Origin of the sequence: Methylobacterium hispanicum (assembly GCF_022179285.1) — a bacterium.
Taxonomy (GTDB): domain Bacteria; phylum Pseudomonadota; class Alphaproteobacteria; order Rhizobiales; family Beijerinckiaceae; genus Methylobacterium; species Methylobacterium hispanicum.
The window spans coordinates 154869-170063 of record NZ_BPQO01000001.1; the positions used below are offsets into that span (position 1 = coordinate 154869).

The window sequence follows — 15195 nt, forward strand, 5'->3', positions numbered from 1 at the left end:
GTCCCCCGGGATCGGTGACGCACGTCCTCGCCCGCCCGGCCCAGGCCGCGGCGGGCCTTTTTCGGGCTCGCAGCCCCCGCCCGACGCGGTCGATCCATAGCCTCGGCACGCGCAGGGTGTGGAATCGGGGGATCCCCGGGCGCCGTCGTCGCGGGTGAGGAACCATCGGCGCGCCGTCCCTCTTGCCAACCCGTCAACTTCAGCAAGGGACGGCTTCATGGCCAAGGACGTGACGACCTACACCATCAAGGAGGCGCTCGCCGCGCGCGTCGACGACCATGTCGAGATCGCGGTCGAGACGCAGGACGGCACGAAGCTCAAGCTCAAGGCGACGCCCGACCAGCTCGACGCGCTGGTGGGAGACCTCGAAACCATTCTCGACGCGGACGACGCCGCGGCCTGATCGCCGCGCCGATCCTCGCCGGCGGCCGGGTCAACGGGCGCCGGCATCGGCCGGCACCGCCGCGATGCCGGCGCCGGCCGCCCAGGCGGCGAGGTCCTGCTTGCGGATCGCCGCCATCATCTCCGGGGAGCGGTCGGGCGTGCAGCCGAAGGCGGGCACGCCGAGCGCCGCGAGGCGGGCGGCGAGCCCCCGGTCGTAGGCGGGCACCCCCTCGTCGGAGAGCGCCAGCAGGGCCACCATCTGCACGCCCGAGGCGACGAGGCGCTGGGCTTGAGCCAGCAGCCCCGCCTCGACCCCGCCCTCGTAGAGGTCGGAGATCAGGACCAGGACCGTGTCCTCCGGTCGGGTGATGCGCTGGGCGCAGTAGCCGACCGCCCGGTTGATGTCCGTGCCGCCGCCGAGGAGCGCGCGCATGGAGATCAGGGTCGAGACGAGGCTCACGTCGGGCTGGACCGCCTCCAGCATCTCGGGCTCGGCCAGCATGCGCTTGAGGTCGAGCCGCTCGAAGGCGTCGCGCTGCATCACCTGCACCACCGAGGCCGGGAAGCTTCGCGGATGTCGCCGAGCCAGCGCGGCACCGAGGGAGCGGAGGCGCTCAAGGACCCCGTACGGTCGGAATCGTAGAGGGCGCCCATCGCCCGGTCGAGGCGCAGGTCGTGCTCGCGGAGGCGGACCTGCGTGCCGTCCGACGGCCCCCCGCCCAGGACGAGGCGCCAGCGGCGCAGGCGCTCGGCCTCGTCCGCGCAGTCGGTCTCGCTCATGCGGCGTCTCGGGTCGTGCGTGCCGGCTCGGGCCCGAGCAGGAGGCGCAGGATGGGCAGCACCTGCGCGGCCCGCGCCGCGTCGAAGAATTCGGGCCCGGCCGGCCCGGCGACGGGCGCGCCGCCCGGCCGGGCCAGCGCCTCGCCGATCATCCGGCGCTCGGGCGCGGCGATCGTCGCGACGGTGCGGCGCACCAGCGGCAGCAATTCGGTGAAGGTCTCGGGATCGAGGCCGGAGAGCCAGTCGTCCACCACGCCGAGCAGGCCCTCGCCGTGAATCAGCACCGTGCCGCTGTCCTCGAGGAAGCCCTCGATCCAGGCGGCGGCGGGCAGCGCCCCGGCGGCGCGCGGAAGACGGCGGCGCACTCAGCCGGCCCTCCGGTCGCGATCATGCCCCTCGACGTGCCCCTGCGCGGCCCCGCCGACCGCGCCGACGAGGCCGCGATCGCCGCCGCGGCGCGGGAGGCCGGAAGGGCGGCCGTCGCCGAGGACCGGCCGAGCCCGGGTGCTCCCGGGCGACACCGCGCTCGACGCGGTCGGGCGGGTTCCGGGAGGGCAGATCTGATGCCGCGCTTCGCCGACCGGGCCTCCGCGGCGGACGGGCCGATCGCGTTGTGGAATCCGCCTCCTGTTCGGGCGCGACCGGGTGAACGACGCCGCCCGCGTCGCGGGTCTGCACGCGTTCGGCGCGCGGCACGGCGCCAGCCCACCGTGGACCGGAGCCTGCGCCGCGTCGAGCGGCAGGCCTCGGCGGGGCCGTCGGCGGGTGTTGCGGGGGGGCGACAAGGCCGACCTTCATGCTTCGTTAACCACTTCGCGCCGTCGCAAACCGCCCCCCGGACCGCTATGGTGGGAGCAGAGACAAACGCCAGTCCGCCGCCATGACCACCGCCGCCGAAAACCTCCTGCTCCAGCATCGTGAAGTCGTGGCCGTGACGGTCACATCGGGGGCTTTCTTCGCGGCCCTGTTCTGCCTGACCTGGATCATCGCCTGATCCGGCCGCGGAGAGGCGGAGCGTTCGGGCTCCCCGGTTGCCTGTGGCGTGGGTCGCCTGCGGCCCGGGCTCTGCCCCGGGACTGAAGCCAAGTATCCGCACCAAGGATCCGCGCGATCCGGCTTCCGGCCGATCGCCTTGGTATGGTCCGTCCTCCGTCACCTCGGAGCCGCGAAGCGGAACCCGCGGTCCATGAACAAAGCCGCGCGTCGTCCCGATGCTTCGGTGTGCATGGATCCCGGCTTCGCTCGGCGAGCGCTCCGGCAAGCCCTCGGCAATGACGGCGGTGAAAGCCCGACAGGCCCCATCGACCGGAACCTGTAGGATATCCGCGGCGTGCCGTGCGGTCGCGCCGCTGCGCGGCTCTGTTCCCCGGTGCCCGAGACACGTAGGTCCGGGCGTGCGGGACACGGAGGACGCACCTCACCGGCCACGGCCGGCGATGGGCGGCGCGCGCCCGCACGGCTCGGGGCCCGTGACGCTCTTCACTCTCCGCGTGCAGGGAGAGAGCGGGCGCGCTGAGCGCAGCGAGGCCGATCCTTGAGCGTGCGGTTGCCGTGCCCTGCGCCGCCTTCCGCCCAGCTAGACGAAACCGCCGCTCTGTCACTCGGCCTCTGGCATGCCAATTGACACCCCGGGCGAATCGGCACAGTCTCGCCTGGTATACAGTAGACCAAAACGGAAGAAGATGGGTCTCGCGCCGCGGGATCCCGACCCGAGCGGCGTTGAGGCCGGCGGGCCGGATGTTCACTGCCGAACTCGGCCCCGTCAAGGCGGGCCGAGACCGTCGGCGGCGCGGCGCGACGCTTCACGAGCCCCGGCCGGCCCGGACGCCGACCGTGCCCGCCACCCGACCAGACCGCCCGAAGGCGGCGCCGCGGACGAGACGCAGGAGGAAACCATGGACCGCAACGCCCAAGATCCGAGCATTCGCGAGACGAGCGCCCAGGACCGGATCCCGCTCGACCGCGTCGAGGAGAAGGTCGATCACATCGAGAGCCCCGCCGCCGACGAGCCGGAACTCACCGACGGCTTCAACCTCGTCATCGACGCGCTGAAGCTCAACGGCATCGAGACCATCTACGGCGTTCCGGGCATCCCGATCACCGATCTCGGCCGCCTCGCGCAGGGCCGCGGCATGCGCGTCGTCTCCTTCCGCCACGAGCAGAACGCCGGCAACGCGGCGGCGATCGCGGGCTACCTCACCAAGAAGCCGGGCGTCTGCCTCACGGTCTCGGCCCCGGGCTTCCTCAACGGCCTGACGGCGCTGGCCAACGCCACCACCAACTGCTTCCCGATGATCCTGATCTCGGGCTCCTCCGAGCGCGAGATCGTCGACCTGCAGCAGGGCGACTACGAGGAGATGGACCAGCTCGCCGTCGCCAAGCCCCTCTGCAAGGCGGCCTTCCGCGTGCTGCACGCCTGCGACATCGGCATCGGCGTGGCGCGCGCCATCCGCGCGGCCTGCTCGGGCCGTCCGGGCGGCGTCTACCTCGACCTGCCCGCCAAGCTGTTCTCGCAGGTGATGGACGCCGCGGCCGGCGAGGCGTCGCTGGTCAAGGTGATCGATCCGGCCCCGGCCCAGCGCCCGGGCGAGGACGCGATCCGGCGGGCCCTCGACGTGCTCAAGACCGCTGAGCGCCCGCTCATCGTGCTCGGCAAGGGTGCGGCCTACGCCCAGGCCGACGAGGCAGTGCGCGCGCTCGTCGAGCAGAGCGGCATCCCCTACGTGCCGATGAGCATGGCCAAGGGCCTGCTGCCCGACACCCACCCGCTCTCGGCGGGCGCGGCGCGCTCCACGGCGCTCAAGGATTCCGACGTCGTCCTGCTGGTCGGCGCCCGCCTGAACTGGCTCCTGTCGCACGGCAAGGGCAAGACCTGGGGCGCGCCGGGCTCGAAGAAGTTCATCCAGATCGACATCGAGCCGAAGGAGATGGACTCGAACGTCGAGATCGTCGCGCCGGTGGTGGGCGACATCGGCTCCTGCGTGCAGGCGCTCCTCGACGGGATGGGCAAGGACTGGAAGGCGCCGCCCTCCGCGTGGCTCGACACGCTGAAGTCCAAGAAGGAGGCCAACGTCGCCAAGATGGAGCAGAAGCTCCGTCGCAACGTCGCCCCGATGGACTTCCACGGCGCGCTCGGCGCCCTCAAGACCGTCATCGCGGAGCGGCCCGACGCGATCCTCGTCAACGAGGGCGCCAACACCCTCGACCTCGCCCGCGGCGTCATCGACATGTACCAGCCGCGCAAGCGCCTGGACGTGGGCACCTGGGGCGTGATGGGCATCGGCATGGGCTTCGCGGTCGCGGCCGCCATCGAGACCGGCAAGCCGGTGCTGGCGGTCGAGGGCGACTCGGCCTTCGGCTTCTCCGGCATGGAGGTCGAGACGATCTGCCGGTACGACCTGCCGGTCTGCATCGTGGTCTTCAACAACAACGGCATCTACCGCGGCACCGACACGGACCCGACCGGGCGCGACCCCGGCACCACGGTCTTCGTGAAGGATTCCCGCTACGACCGGATGATGGAGGCCTTCGGGGGCGTCGGCGTGAACGTCACCACCCCGGACGAGCTGAAGCGGGCCGTGGATGCGGCGATGGACTCGGGCAAGCCGACGCTGATCAACGCGGTGATCGACCCGCAGGCGGGCAGCGAGAGCGGCAACATCGGCAACCTCAACCCGCAGAGCCAGCTCAAGAAGAAGGCCTGATGCGCCGCCTCCCCTGAGGCGAACGCCCCGCGCCGCGGCCCTCCCGGGGGCCGCGGCGTTTCTCGTTTACGGACCCGGAGTTCCCGATGCTCGACGGCCTCCCGCTCGATCCCGCCCTGGCGGGCCGCCTGAGCGCGCGCCCGCGCCTGCCCGACCGTGAGCCGCTGCCGCCGGGCCGCCACGCCCTCGGGCTGTTCCCGGAGCGCGACGCGGTGCTGGTGGTGCCGGAGGGGATCGACCCGCGGGCCCCCTCCCCGCTCGCGGTGCTCTTCCACGGCGGCGGCGGCAGCGCCGAGCGCATCCTGCCGATGCTGGAGGAGCACGCGCGCGCCCGCGGCTTCCTGCTGCTCGCGCCGCAATCCCTCTTCCCGACCTGGGACCTCGTGATCGCCGGCAACGGCCCGGACCGGGAGCGGCTCGACGAGGCCCTCGCCCACGTCTTCGCGCGCTACCTGATCGACCCGCGCCGCCTCGCCTTCGCGGGCCACTCGGACGGGGGCAGCTACGCCATGTCGATGGGCCTCACCAACGGCGATCTCGCGAGCCACGTCGTCGTCTCGTCGGCCGGCTTCCTGACGGTGCAGATGCAGGCGGGCAGCCCGCGCCTCTTCCTCTCGCACGGCACGCGGGACGAGCAGATCCCGATCGACCGCAGCGCCCGCAGGCACGCGCGCCTGCTTCGGGAGGCGGGCTATGACCTGACCTACGTGGAGTACGAGGGGCCGCACGCCTGGAACCCGGACGTGGTGACCCGCGCCGTGTCGTTCTTCCTGGACAATCCGGCAGAGGCCTGAGACCGGGACAGGTGCGGACTGACGGCGCCGGCGACCCCGCCGCGGCGTCGCCGCCTGCCCAGGATCACAACTCCATCAGCTCAGCCATGCAAGAGGCTGCTCGCGACCCGTTGCGGACCCACCATACCCATGGCTGAATGCCCTCCATGGTGGGCGAACAGGATGAAGCGATCTACCGTGAAGTGCCCGGCGGCGCGGAGCTTCTGCGTTGGTTCGGTCGCGTCCCGAGCTTTCACGACGCTGAGATTTTGAGCCTCGATCTTCGACGCAAAGGGCAGAGCACGCTTCGCCTTCATGGCTGGATCACGACGGACAAGGTCGGCGAGGGCGGCTTTCTCGTGCTCGAACGAAAGGCTATCGTGTCGTTTGCCCTTGATGGGATCATGGATCTGCAACTCGATGGCTTCAGCAAACAGAACGTCATCGGTGGGCTGATCCTGCGCTGTGCGCCTGACCGCCCCGAACGGCGGGGCTACCTTGCGCTCGATCCGTTGCCAGGAGACATCGAGATCGAGCTTGAGCCCTGCTACGGCTTGGATGGTCTGATCCGTGCGCGCTCCGTCTCCATCACCTTCCGACCGGGCGCGCCGGATGATGACGACGCCTAACGTCCGCTCACTACCGATTTCGTTGAAAAACTCGGGGCCGGTCCGAAGTAGTATCGCGCCCGGAGCCTGTCGGACAAAATCTTGCTGCCGCGCCCCTCAGGATACGTTGCGATCGTGGCATCGTCTGGTCGATAGAAGACATATATTCTCCTACGACCTATGTTGTGCAATACTTGGCGCGCCGCCTGGGAGTTTTTCAACGAAATCCACCCCGAGCGGCCCTTCGCACGGTCAATTGATCGGGAGACGGGGCAAAACGACGAGACGGCGCGCCCCGTCGGGGACGCGCCGTCTCTTGGAACCGGAGCCGTCGAGCCGCGCCGGGAGGGCGCGGCCCGGGCTGACGTCAGACCGCGCGCGCTTCCTGCAGCGCCTTGATCTGCTCGGGCGTGTAGCCGAGGTCCTGCAGCACCTCGCTGGTGTGCTCGCCCAAGAGCGGCGAGGCCTTCACCTCGACGTCCATGCCGGAGAACTTGATCGGGCTGCCGACGGTCAGGTACTTGCCGAGCTTCGGGTGGGGCACCTCGACGATCGTGCCGCTGGCGCGCAGCGACGGATCGTCGGCGATCTCCTTCATCGAGAGAACCGGCGCGCAGGGGATGTCGAACTTGCGCAGGATGTCGACCGCCTCGAACTTGGTCTTGTCGGCCAGCCAATCCTCGATGAAAGCGAAGATCTGGAAGATCTTGTCCTGGCGCGCGCGGGGCGTGTTGTAGGCCGGGTCGTCGATCCACTCGGGCTTGCCGAGCGCCTTGCAGATCGGGGCCCAGGCATGGCCCTGGATCGTGAAGTAGATGTAGGCGTTCGGGTCCGACTGCCAGCCCTTGCACTTGAGCACCCAGCCCGGCTGACCGCCGCCGCCCGCGTTGCCGCCGCGCGGCACCACGTCCGAGAACTCGCCGTGCGGGTACTGCGGGTACTCCTCGAGGTAGCCGAGCGCGTCGAGGCGCTGCTGGTCGCGCAGCTTCACGCGGCAGAGGTTGATCACCGAATCCTGCATCGAGACGGCGACCTTCTGGCCCTCGCCGGTCTTGTTCTTCTGATGGAGCGCCGTGAGGATGCCGATGGCCAGATGCATGCCGGTGTTCGAGTCGCCGAGCGCGGCGGCCGACACGGTGGGCGGGCCGTCCCAGAAGCCGGTGGTCGAGGCGGCGCCGCCCGCGCACTGCGCCACGTTCTCGTAGACCTTCAGGTCCTCGTAGTGGTGACCGTCCGAGAAGCCCTTCACCGAGGCGAGGATCATGCCGGAGTTCAGCTCCTGGATGCGGGCCCAGGAGAAGCCCATGCGGTCGAGCGCGCCGGGGCCGAAATTCTCGACCATGACGTCGGATTCGCGGATCAGCTTCTCGAGCACTTCCTTGCCCTGGGGCGTCTTGGTGTCGAGCGTCAGCGAGCGCTTGTTGGAGTTCAGCATCGTGAAGTAGAGCGCGTCGGCGTCGTCCACGTGGCGCAGCTGCGTGCGGGTGACGTCGCCGGCGCCCGGCCGCTCCACCTTGATCACGTCGGCCCCGAACCAGGCCAGGAGCTGCGTGCAGGCGGGACCCGCCTGGACGTGCGTGAAGTCGATGATCTTGATCCCCTCGAGCGGCTTGCTCATCTGAAGCGTCTCCCTAGCGATTGTATGTCGAGTGCTTGACGACGAAAGCTTAGATTTATCGAAGTCTTGGTGCTCCGAATCGTACCGGGCGGCTCCGTCCGCGTTCGTGTCGTGCCCTGTCAGGCCGGCCCCTCAGGCGGGGACCGGTTCGAGTTCCGCCAGGCGGCGACGGAGCTTGCGCTCCTCCTCCCAGCGGGCGGTGTCGTCGCGGATCACCGCGACGATGCCGGTCACCTCACCGTCGGCCTCCTTCATCAGGCCGACCGTGAAGGCGATGGAGAGCGGACGGCCGTCCCTGTGCAGGGCCGGCACGCGCAGCACCTCGCTGCCGTAGCGCGTCACGCCCGTCCGCATGGTCTCAGCGTAGCCGGTCCAGTGCCGGCGCCGGTGGCGCTCCGGGGTGATCAGGTCGAGCGTCTGACCGAGCGCCTCGGCCTCCGGGAACCCGAAGATCCGCTCCGCGGCCGGGCTCCAGACCGTGATGACGCCGTCGGCATCCGAGACGACGACCGCGTCCCCGGAAGCCGCCACGACCTGTGCGTAATCGACGTCGCGGCTCATTCCGCCTCCGCTGTCGCGTGCCTCTGTCGTGTGGGTCGGGCGCGTCTCCACGCCCGACCGAACCTCTCGCGTGCGGGCCGCAGCGGAGGCGCCAGCCGGGACCGCCGCCGGTGCGACGGTCCATGCCACGCCTCTCTCCGGGATGCGGGCCGCTCTCGGACCGGTGCGGAGCCGTTGCATCGCGCCGTCCAATTGGAATGTGGTATGCCAGAATGGTCCGGGCGGTCAAGGCAGGGCCGGCGGGACCGATGTAAGACTGACCGGGTTTTGTAATTCCGCCCGGAACGGCCGCGGTTACTTCACGAGATCTTGTCGCAATGCACCATGCGCGCGACGGCACCGCGCCGCCTTGCGGCAGGCGCTTCGTTGGTGGACTGTATCCCACAACATGCGAGGACGGGAAGCTGCCATGGAAGAAGGACCCGGCATCACGCTGCGTCAGGTCTCGGCCTACCGGTTCGAGCTGGATTTCGGGGCGGCGCTCCCGGCCCTGACGGTGGACGAGGCCGAGCCGGTCGGCCGCGGTGAAGGGCCCTGCCCGGAGCAGCTTCTGGTCGCGGGCGTCGCGAACTGCCTCTCGGCGAGCCTCGTCTTCGCGCTGGGCAAGTTCCGGCAGGAGGCCGGAGGATTGGAGACGCGGGCTCGCTGCCGGATCGCCCGCAACGCGGAAGGACGCCTGCGGATCGTGGGCATCGACGTCGCGATCACCCTCGGGACGGAGGCGCGCACCCTCGACCGGATCGACCGGGTGCTCGCGCAGTTCGAGCGCTTCTGCACCGTCTCCGAGAGCGTGAAGGCCGGCATCCCGGTCGCCGTCTCGGTCAGCGACCGGGAGGGAACACGCCTGCACGCGACGGGCTTCGGTGAAGACGCAGCCGATTGAGGGAGACACGACCATGCAGCAGGCAGGATCGGGCGCCGGGGCGCCGGAAGAGCTCGCGGGTTTGTTCAACCAGCGCGCCAACGCGGGCGACGTCGCGGGCCTCGTCGCGCTCTACGAGCCGGAGGCGGTGCTGGCGGCCGGCGACGTCGCGGCGACGGGCCACGCGGAGATCGAGCGCTTCTACACGGACCTGCTGGCGCGCCGCTCCGAGTTCCCGGCCGCGACCGTGCTCCCGCCGGTCCGCAACGGGGACCTGGCGCTGACCTTCGCCACCCTGCCGAACGGCGCCCTCTCGGTCGAGGTGGCGCGCTGCGGGCCGGACGGGCGCTGGCGCTGGGTGATCGACCAGCTCAAGGTGCGCCTGCCCAAGCCGGCCTGAGGCCCGGCATCCTCCGGGGCTCCGCCCCGGACCCGCCGACGGTCCCGACCTCGGTGATCCGGGACCTTCCGCACCTGAGCCGGCCTCAGGTCCGCGGCAGCGTGTGCAGCCAGTCGCGCAAGGGCACCATGGCCTCCTCCCGGCGCGGCTCCAGCATCAGCGCGTGGGCGAGGCGCGGCACGATGTGGGGGCGGCAGCCGTAATAGGCGCCCGTGCGCCAGACCTCGTCGGCCGGGATGAAGCGGTCGTCGGCCCCGCCCAGCACGAAGCTGCGGGGCGCCTGCCAGGGCAGCGGCGCGAAGGGCGGCCAGCCCTGCAGCTCGGGGCCGACCAGCCGGGACTCCTCGCCGACCCGCGCCACGAAGCGCCGGAAGCTCGCCGCATCCACGTCGTCCGAGAACAGGCCCGCGCGCAGGATCGCGGGGTCCGCGGCCCGCGCCCCGTGCAGGCTCATCGCCAGCACCGCGCGAAACAGGTCCGGCGTCAGGAGGCCCATGCGCAGGGCCGAGGGCGCGAGCCCCCAGGGGGGCACGGAGGCCAGCAGGGCCATGCCGAGCGGCCGGCCGCCGGCGCGGACCCAGTTCTGGACGACCGCGCCGCCGAGCGAGTGGCCGACCACCACGAGCGGGCCGCCGAGGCCGCGGGCGGCCCGGTCGAGGTCGTCCGTGTAGTCGGCGAGCCGCCACGTCGCGAGGCGGTCGCGGCCCCAGCTCTCGCCGTGCCCGCGCAGGCTGAGGGCGCAGGCCTCGAACCCGGCCTCGGCGAACCAGGGCAGCACGTGCGCGTCCCAGATCCAGGCGCCGACCGAGATGCCGTGCACGAACAGGAGCCGCGGCCGCCCGCCGTCACGCGCCGGCTTTCGGCGGATGATCTCCAGGGAGCGCTCCGAGTCCCCCACGCGCGCCGCGCTCATCCCCGGACCTGCACCCCGTCCCCAACGCCCGGCGGGCTTCAACCATGCCGGGGCGCGGCGATCCAGTCCCGCACGCCCCCGGCCGAGCGGAAATCAGCGAGCGCGTGCACGCGCGCCTCCGGCAGGGCGTCCCGCGCCATGGTGGCGAGCGCGTGGCCGGGGCCGAGTTCGAGCACCGCCTCGGCGCCGAACTCGCGGGCCGCGGTGAGGCAGGCCGCCCAGTCGATCGTCTCTGAGATCTGCCGCGCGAGCTTGTCGAGGCCCGCACGGGCGTCGAACACGGCCGATCCGTCGAGGCCGGCGACGAGACGCGGCGCGCCGGGCCCCGGCCGCTCCAGGGTCTCGGCCGCGAGGCCGTCCCGGAACCGCGCGCCCGCTGCGGCGAGCAGCGGCGTGTGCGAGGGGGTGCGGACATCGAGCAGCACGGCGCGCTGCGCCCCGGCCGCCAGCGTCTCGGCCCGGAGCGCGTCGAGGGCGTCGCGCGGGCCGCCGACCACGGCGCTGTCGGGCGCGTTGCGGATGGCGAGGTGGCAGCCGTGGCGCTCCGCCAGGGCCGCGACGCGGGCGAGCGCGACGCCGCGGATGCCGGCGAGCCCGAAGCCCGGGCCAGAGGCCGCATCCATCGCCTCGGCGCGGGCGGCGGCGAGCCGCAGAACCGCCTCGGGGGCAAGGCGGCCGGCGCATCCCCAGGCGGCGAGGTCGCCGACGCTGTAGCCGGCCACGATCGTGCGGGCGGGCAGGACCGGGGCGATCACCCGCCAGCCGGCGAGCCCCGCGACGCAGCAGAGGATCTGGCCGGTCCGGTTCCCGTGCAGGTCCGCGCCGGGCGTCCGGACGAGGTCGCGCGGGTCGGCGCCGCCGAGGAGCGGCCGGGCGGCCTCGAAGACCGCGCGCGCCTCCGGGGCGTCGCCCGTGAGCGCGAACATCTCCGGGCCCTGGCCGCCCTGGCCGGAGAGCAGCACCGCGAGCGTCACGGGCCCGTCTCCAGGGCATCCACGAAGAGGGTCATGGCGAGGAGGTCGGCCGCGCCGCCGGGGCTGAGCCGGCGGGCGACGAAGGCGCGGTGCAGCGCCGCCGCCCGCGCGAACCAATCGTCGCGCGCGACGCCGCCCGCGCGATCGAAGCGGGCGGCGGCATCCCGGGCGAAGCGGTAGCCGCCCTCCCCGCCGCGGTGGAGCAGGTTGGTGTCTTCGAGCGCCGCGACCAGCGCGAGGCAGCAGCCGACCCGGGCGGCGTTCGCATCGCTGGGGCGGAGAGCCCGCGCGCGCCGCAAGGCCGGCAGGCCGACCCGGTAGAGGGTCGGGAACCCGGCGGCCGCCTCGGCCGGCGCGCCGCCGATCCGGTGGCGACGCCGCGCGCGGGCGCCCGGCGCGTGCAGGAGTTCCGGCCCGCCGAGGATCCCCGCCGCGTGGCGCTCGCGCACGTGGGCGCCGAGCGCGCCCGCGGGCAGCGGGCCGGGCCCGAGCGCGCCCGCGGCGGCGGCGAGGAGGCCCAGGCCGAAGATCGCCCCCCGATGGGTGTTCACGCCGCCCGTCGCCGCTCGCATCGCGGCCTCCGCCTCGAGGCCGATACGGCGCAGCGCCGGCATGGCGAGCCCCGCCGCCCCGGCGCGGGCCAGCGCGGCGAAATGGGGTTCGAGGGCGGAGGCGCTCGCCGCGAAGGTCGCCGCGTCCATGTCGGCGTGGCTGCCGCTGTCGACCCGGCTGACGAGGCCGGGCTTCGGGTAGGTGTCGAGTTCGAGCCGCAGCGCCGCGACGGCGAGCGCGGCCAGGTGCGCGCTGGGCGCTACCGCCCCCCTCCCCCCTCTGCGGGGGAGGGTACCCTGCGAAGCAGGGGTGTCGGGACGAAGTCCCGCAGAGAGGGGAACGACGGTGCAGGATCGGGCTGGACCCAGCGTGAGAGCCGCCTCCCTTCCGGAAGCCGGGTTCCCCTCTCCCGACCCGGCCTTACGGCCGGCCCACCCTCCCCCGCAGAGGGGGGAGGGAGATGGGGAGGGCGCGCCCGTCATGCGGCTTCCCGTGGCAGCAGTTCCGCGACGTCGCGCATCTCCAGCCGGTCGCGGTGCTTGGCGAGCACCGGGCCGCCCGCCTCGTGCAGCTCCCGCCACTGGATCCCGGCCCCATCCGAAAAGATCACCTCGCCGTCGATGCGCATCGGCGCCGCCGCCGCGATCCCGGCGAGGCCGGCGAGGAAGCCAGCGGGCAGGTCTGCGACCGGCCAGAGCAGGTCGAGGTCGGAGGCGGGGGAGAGGTAGGCGAGCCCGGTCAGCGCCTGCCAGAGCAGGGCCCCGAACGGGCGCGGGACGATGCCGTGCGCCGCGCCGAGCGCGAGCAGCGCGTCGATCGTCGGCCGCCACGCCTCCGGGGCCGTCGCGCGCGCCTGCGCCAGGGTCGGCGCGGGCAGCGGGGTCAGCGCCGCGGACGGCAGGGCGAGGCCGATCCGGCGCTTGCCCGCCGCGGGCGGCAGCGGCAGGCCGAGGGGCACACGGGCGCGATCCTCGCCCGGCGCGTAGCGGCGCACGATCAGCGGGCGGCCTCGGACGGCCCAGTCGGCCACGAGCGGCGCGCCGTCGAGGTCCGGCCGCCGCGCGACGAAGTCCGCGAAGGCCTGCGCCTCGGCCCGGACGAGGTCGTGGCGCCGCAGGTCGTCAGCCACGCCGGGCCTCGGCGGCGACCGCGGCGGCGACGGCCTGCGCCACCGGCCGGCCGCCGCGCTCGGCGCCGAGTCGGTCGCGGACGTCCTCCGCGGGGAGCCCGGCGATCAGGTCGCGGACCTGCGCGTCGAGCGGCCGGGCGGGGTCGAGCACCGCGTGGACCGCGCCCGTCGCCACCATGTTGTCGAGCCCCGGCGCGAAGACCGGCGTCGACTTCGCCATCTCCTCGAGCCGCTCCAGCGGCAGCTTGGTGACGCGGGCGACCGAGGGCAGGTCCATCACGCTGGGGTTGGCGCCGGGCAGCGCCGCCAGCACCCGCGTGGCCAGCGCCGTCGCGATGAAGGCGCCCGCCGCCGAGTGGCCGTAGATCAGGCCGACGGTCGGGTGGCCGGCGCGGTCGGCGAGCAACAGCGCCTTGGCGAGATGGGCCAGGCACTCGTTGAGGCCGAGCAACTCGTCGCGCCGGCTCATGCGCTGGCTGTCGGAATCGACCAGCACGAGGATCGGCACCCTGTCGCCCGCCCGCACCGCGTCGAGCACGGCGCGCGACAGGGCGAGCGCGCCCTCGACGCCGAGCGGGGTGTCCCCGTCGATCCCGATCACCGCGGCCTCGGCCCCGTCGAAGGGCGCACGTCCGGTGACGAGCCCGTCCGCCACCCGGACGGCGTGGCCCTCGGGAAAGAGCGAGGCAAGGATCTCAGCGAGCGTCATGGTGCGCCTCCGCCACCCGGGCGACGGTCTCGTCGAAGGAGGCCGTGGTCATGGCTGGCACCGCGTCCGGATCGTTGACGCCCATCCGCGCCCAGATCTCGGTGGCGTCGCGGCAATCGCCGAAGCGGGCGATGCGCGCCTCCAGGCGGGCCTGCTCGGCCTCCAGCGTGGCGAGATCGAAGGCGGGCGCGCGGCCGATCAGGTCGAGGGCGGCGGCCCGGAAGGCCGCCACCGTGTCGGCCGCGAAGGCGTCGGCGCCGCCGATGAGCCGGCGGTGCTTGCCTCCCATGGTGCGCCAGACCAGCGCGCGGTCGCGGGAATCGAACTCCTCGGCGCCCTGGTTGGTCTCGATCACCTCCGGCCCCGAGACCGAGATGCGCCCGCCCTCGGAGACGGCGAGCCGCGAGCAGGCGCCCGCGATGAGGCCGCCGCCGCCGTAAGCTCCCGCCCGGCCGCCGATCAGGCCGATCACCGGCACGCCCGCGGCGCGCAGCTCCGCGATCGCCCGCATCGCCTCGGCGATCGCGGTCTCGCCCGCGTTGGCCTCCTGCAGGCGCACGCCGCCGGTATCGAACAGGATCAGCACGGCGGCGGGCCGCAGATCGCGCGCGGCCCGCAGGAGACCGATCAGCTTGGCGCCGTGCACCTCGCCGAAGGCCCCGCCCATGAAGCGGCCCTCCTGCGCTGCGACGAGCACGGGCTTGCCGTCGAGCCGGGCGCGTCCCACCACGATGCCGTCGTCGAAGGCGCGCGGCAGGTCGAAGAGCGGCAGGTGCGGACTCATCCGCCGCTCGGTCGGCGGCAGGAACTCGTGGAACGTTCCCGGATCGGCGAGCGCCGCGACGCGCTGGCGGGCGGTGGCCTCGTACCAGCTCAGCGCCCGCGGGTCGGTGCCCGCGGCCATGGGTGCGGCCATGGCTCAGGCCTCCATCAGGCGGGCGCCCTGAAGCAGGCGCAGGGACACGGTGTCGGGGCGGGCGCCCCCGTCGTTGATGCTGATGCGGAGGCCGCCGGGCTGCGCGCGGGCGACGAAATCGGCCACCACGGCCTCCCAGACCGGGCCGTAGCCCGCGATCGGCGTCTCGATCGCGACCTCGCAGGCATCCGGCGGCAGCACCCGCTCCAGCAGGATCTCGAGGTTGCCGGAGGCGACCACGCCCGTGATCGCGCTCGGCGCCGTGCCGCCGAGCGGCTTCTCGGTGGTGTGGCGGAAGGTCAGGGATTCCAT

Annotated in this window: 16 protein-coding genes and 1 pseudogene; 6 read left to right on the plus strand and 11 right to left on the minus strand. The window is 73.0% G+C overall.

The window, feature by feature from the left end:
• The first annotated feature begins 217 nt into the window (after positions 1–217).
• The gene (locus MFF56_RS00715; protein ID WP_066919097.1) at positions 218–403 is read left to right on the plus strand and encodes a hypothetical protein; all 186 of its coding nucleotides are present in this window, start codon (positions 218–220) and stop codon (positions 401–403) included.
• A 30-nt stretch (positions 404–433) separates the two neighbouring features.
• Here MFF56_RS00715 and MFF56_RS00720 read toward each other — a convergent pair.
• Together MFF56_RS00720 and MFF56_RS00725 are read right to left on the minus strand one after the other, a co-directional pair.
• Positions 434–1164, minus strand: a pseudogene (locus MFF56_RS00720) (VWA domain-containing protein).
• Complete coding sequence (locus MFF56_RS00725) at positions 1161–1529, minus strand: DUF5682 family protein (protein ID WP_066919095.1); 369 nt, start codon at positions 1527–1529, stop codon at positions 1161–1163. The pseudogene MFF56_RS00720 and the gene MFF56_RS00725 overlap by 4 nt, the downstream one beginning before the upstream one ends.
• Positions 1530–3059: 1530 nt before the next feature.
• On the opposite strand from MFF56_RS00725, the gene oxc reads away from it, so the two are divergent.
• The 3 genes from oxc (at position 3060) to MFF56_RS00740 (ending at position 6270) form a co-directional block, all read left to right on the plus strand.
• Positions 3060–4868 carry an oxalyl-CoA decarboxylase gene (oxc, locus tag MFF56_RS00730; protein WP_082772864.1) on the plus strand — a complete coding sequence of 603 codons (1809 nt, stop codon included), beginning with the start codon at positions 3060–3062 and terminating at the stop codon, positions 4866–4868.
• 86 nt (positions 4869–4954) lie between these two features.
• Positions 4955–5662 (plus strand): alpha/beta hydrolase, encoded by a 708-nt coding sequence (locus MFF56_RS00735; RefSeq protein ID WP_066919093.1) that lies wholly within the window; start codon positions 4955–4957, stop codon positions 5660–5662.
• A gap of 146 nt (positions 5663–5808) precedes the next feature.
• The gene (locus MFF56_RS00740) at positions 5809–6270 is read left to right on the plus strand and encodes a hypothetical protein (RefSeq protein ID WP_066919109.1); all 462 of its coding nucleotides are present in this window, start codon (positions 5809–5811) and stop codon (positions 6268–6270) included.
• A 346-nt stretch (positions 6271–6616) separates the two neighbouring features.
• Here MFF56_RS00740 and frc read toward each other — a convergent pair whose 3' ends face one another.
• The gene (gene frc / locus MFF56_RS00745; protein ID WP_238229309.1) at positions 6617–7867 is read right to left on the minus strand and encodes a formyl-CoA transferase; all 1251 of its coding nucleotides are present in this window, start codon (positions 7865–7867) and stop codon (positions 6617–6619) included.
• A 132-nt stretch (positions 7868–7999) separates the two neighbouring features.
• On the minus strand, positions 8000–8428 hold the full coding sequence (locus MFF56_RS00750) for a PAS domain-containing protein (RefSeq protein ID WP_066921001.1): 429 nt from the start codon (positions 8426–8428) through the stop codon (positions 8000–8002).
• 409 nt (positions 8429–8837) lie between these two features.
• Here MFF56_RS00750 and MFF56_RS00755 point away from each other — a divergent pair, with 409 nt between their 5' ends.
• Both MFF56_RS00755 and MFF56_RS00760 read left to right on the plus strand, forming a co-directional pair.
• Complete coding sequence (locus MFF56_RS00755; protein WP_066921003.1) at positions 8838–9311, plus strand: OsmC family protein; 474 nt, start codon at positions 8838–8840, stop codon at positions 9309–9311.
• Between the two features lie 13 nt (positions 9312–9324).
• The gene (locus MFF56_RS00760) at positions 9325–9690 is read left to right on the plus strand and encodes a YybH family protein (protein WP_066921005.1); all 366 of its coding nucleotides are present in this window, start codon (positions 9325–9327) and stop codon (positions 9688–9690) included.
• Between the two features lie 85 nt (positions 9691–9775).
• On the opposite strand, the gene MFF56_RS00765 is transcribed toward MFF56_RS00760, so the two are convergent.
• The 7 genes from MFF56_RS00765 to mdcC all read right to left on the minus strand — a co-directional run bounded on the left by MFF56_RS00765 (position 9776) and on the right by mdcC (position 15195).
• Positions 9776–10603 (minus strand): alpha/beta hydrolase, encoded by an 828-nt coding sequence (locus tag MFF56_RS00765; protein ID WP_066921007.1) that lies wholly within the window; start codon positions 10601–10603, stop codon positions 9776–9778.
• Positions 10604–10641: 38 nt separating this feature from the next.
• Positions 10642–11577 carry an acyltransferase domain-containing protein gene (locus MFF56_RS00770; RefSeq protein ID WP_238229310.1) on the minus strand — a complete coding sequence of 312 codons (936 nt, stop codon included), beginning with the start codon at positions 11575–11577 and terminating at the stop codon, positions 10642–10644.
• On the minus strand, positions 11574–12374 hold the full coding sequence (locus MFF56_RS00775; protein ID WP_238229358.1) for a triphosphoribosyl-dephospho-CoA synthase: 801 nt from the start codon (positions 12372–12374) through the stop codon (positions 11574–11576). Before MFF56_RS00775 ends, MFF56_RS00770 begins: the two co-directional genes overlap by 4 nt.
• Before the next feature lie 233 nt (positions 12375–12607).
• Positions 12608–13258: a malonate decarboxylase holo-[acyl-carrier-protein] synthase gene (gene mdcG / locus MFF56_RS00780; protein WP_066924151.1), complete on the minus strand. Its 651-nt coding sequence runs from the start codon at positions 13256–13258 to the stop codon at positions 12608–12610.
• Positions 13251–13967, minus strand: a complete 717-nt coding sequence (gene mdcE / locus MFF56_RS00785; RefSeq protein WP_066924149.1) for a biotin-independent malonate decarboxylase subunit gamma — start codon at positions 13965–13967, stop codon at positions 13251–13253. The genes mdcG and mdcE overlap by 8 nt, the downstream gene beginning before the upstream one ends.
• The gene (locus tag MFF56_RS00790; protein ID WP_066924146.1) at positions 13954–14883 is read right to left on the minus strand and encodes a biotin-independent malonate decarboxylase subunit beta; all 930 of its coding nucleotides are present in this window, start codon (positions 14881–14883) and stop codon (positions 13954–13956) included. The genes mdcE and MFF56_RS00790 overlap by 14 nt, the downstream gene beginning before the upstream one ends.
• A gap of 3 nt (positions 14884–14886) precedes the next feature.
• Positions 14887–15195 carry a malonate decarboxylase acyl carrier protein gene (gene mdcC, locus MFF56_RS00795; RefSeq protein ID WP_066924144.1) on the minus strand — a complete coding sequence of 103 codons (309 nt, stop codon included), beginning with the start codon at positions 15193–15195 and terminating at the stop codon, positions 14887–14889.

Bases quoted from the DNA above. Each gene is read 5' to 3' on its own strand.
- MFF56_RS00755 (WP_066921003.1), top strand. From the start codon at position 8,838: ATGGAAGAAGGACCCGGCATCACGCTGCGTCAGGTCTCGGCCTACCGG.
- frc (WP_238229309.1), bottom strand. From the start codon at position 7,867: ATGAGCAAGCCGCTCGAGGGGATCAAGATCATCGACTTCACGCACGTC.
- MFF56_RS00750 (WP_066921001.1), bottom strand. From the start codon at position 8,428: ATGAGCCGCGACGTCGATTACGCACAGGTCGTGGCGGCTTCCGGGGAC.
- MFF56_RS00790 (WP_066924146.1), bottom strand. From the start codon at position 14,883: ATGGCCGCACCCATGGCCGCGGGCACCGACCCGCGGGCGCTGAGCTGG.
- MFF56_RS00740 (WP_066919109.1), top strand. From the start codon at position 5,809: ATGGTGGGCGAACAGGATGAAGCGATCTACCGTGAAGTGCCCGGCGGC.
- mdcC (WP_066924144.1), bottom strand. From the start codon at position 15,195: ATGGAATCCCTGACCTTCCGCCACACCACCGAGAAGCCGCTCGGCGGC.
- mdcE (WP_066924149.1), bottom strand. From the start codon at position 13,967: ATGACGCTCGCTGAGATCCTTGCCTCGCTCTTTCCCGAGGGCCACGCC.
- MFF56_RS00760 (WP_066921005.1), top strand. From the start codon at position 9,325: ATGCAGCAGGCAGGATCGGGCGCCGGGGCGCCGGAAGAGCTCGCGGGT.
- oxc (WP_082772864.1), top strand. From the start codon at position 3,060: ATGGACCGCAACGCCCAAGATCCGAGCATTCGCGAGACGAGCGCCCAG.
- MFF56_RS00715 (WP_066919097.1), top strand. From the start codon at position 218: ATGGCCAAGGACGTGACGACCTACACCATCAAGGAGGCGCTCGCCGCG.
- MFF56_RS00765 (WP_066921007.1), bottom strand. From the start codon at position 10,603: ATGAGCGCGGCGCGCGTGGGGGACTCGGAGCGCTCCCTGGAGATCATC.
- MFF56_RS00735 (WP_066919093.1), top strand. From the start codon at position 4,955: ATGCTCGACGGCCTCCCGCTCGATCCCGCCCTGGCGGGCCGCCTGAGC.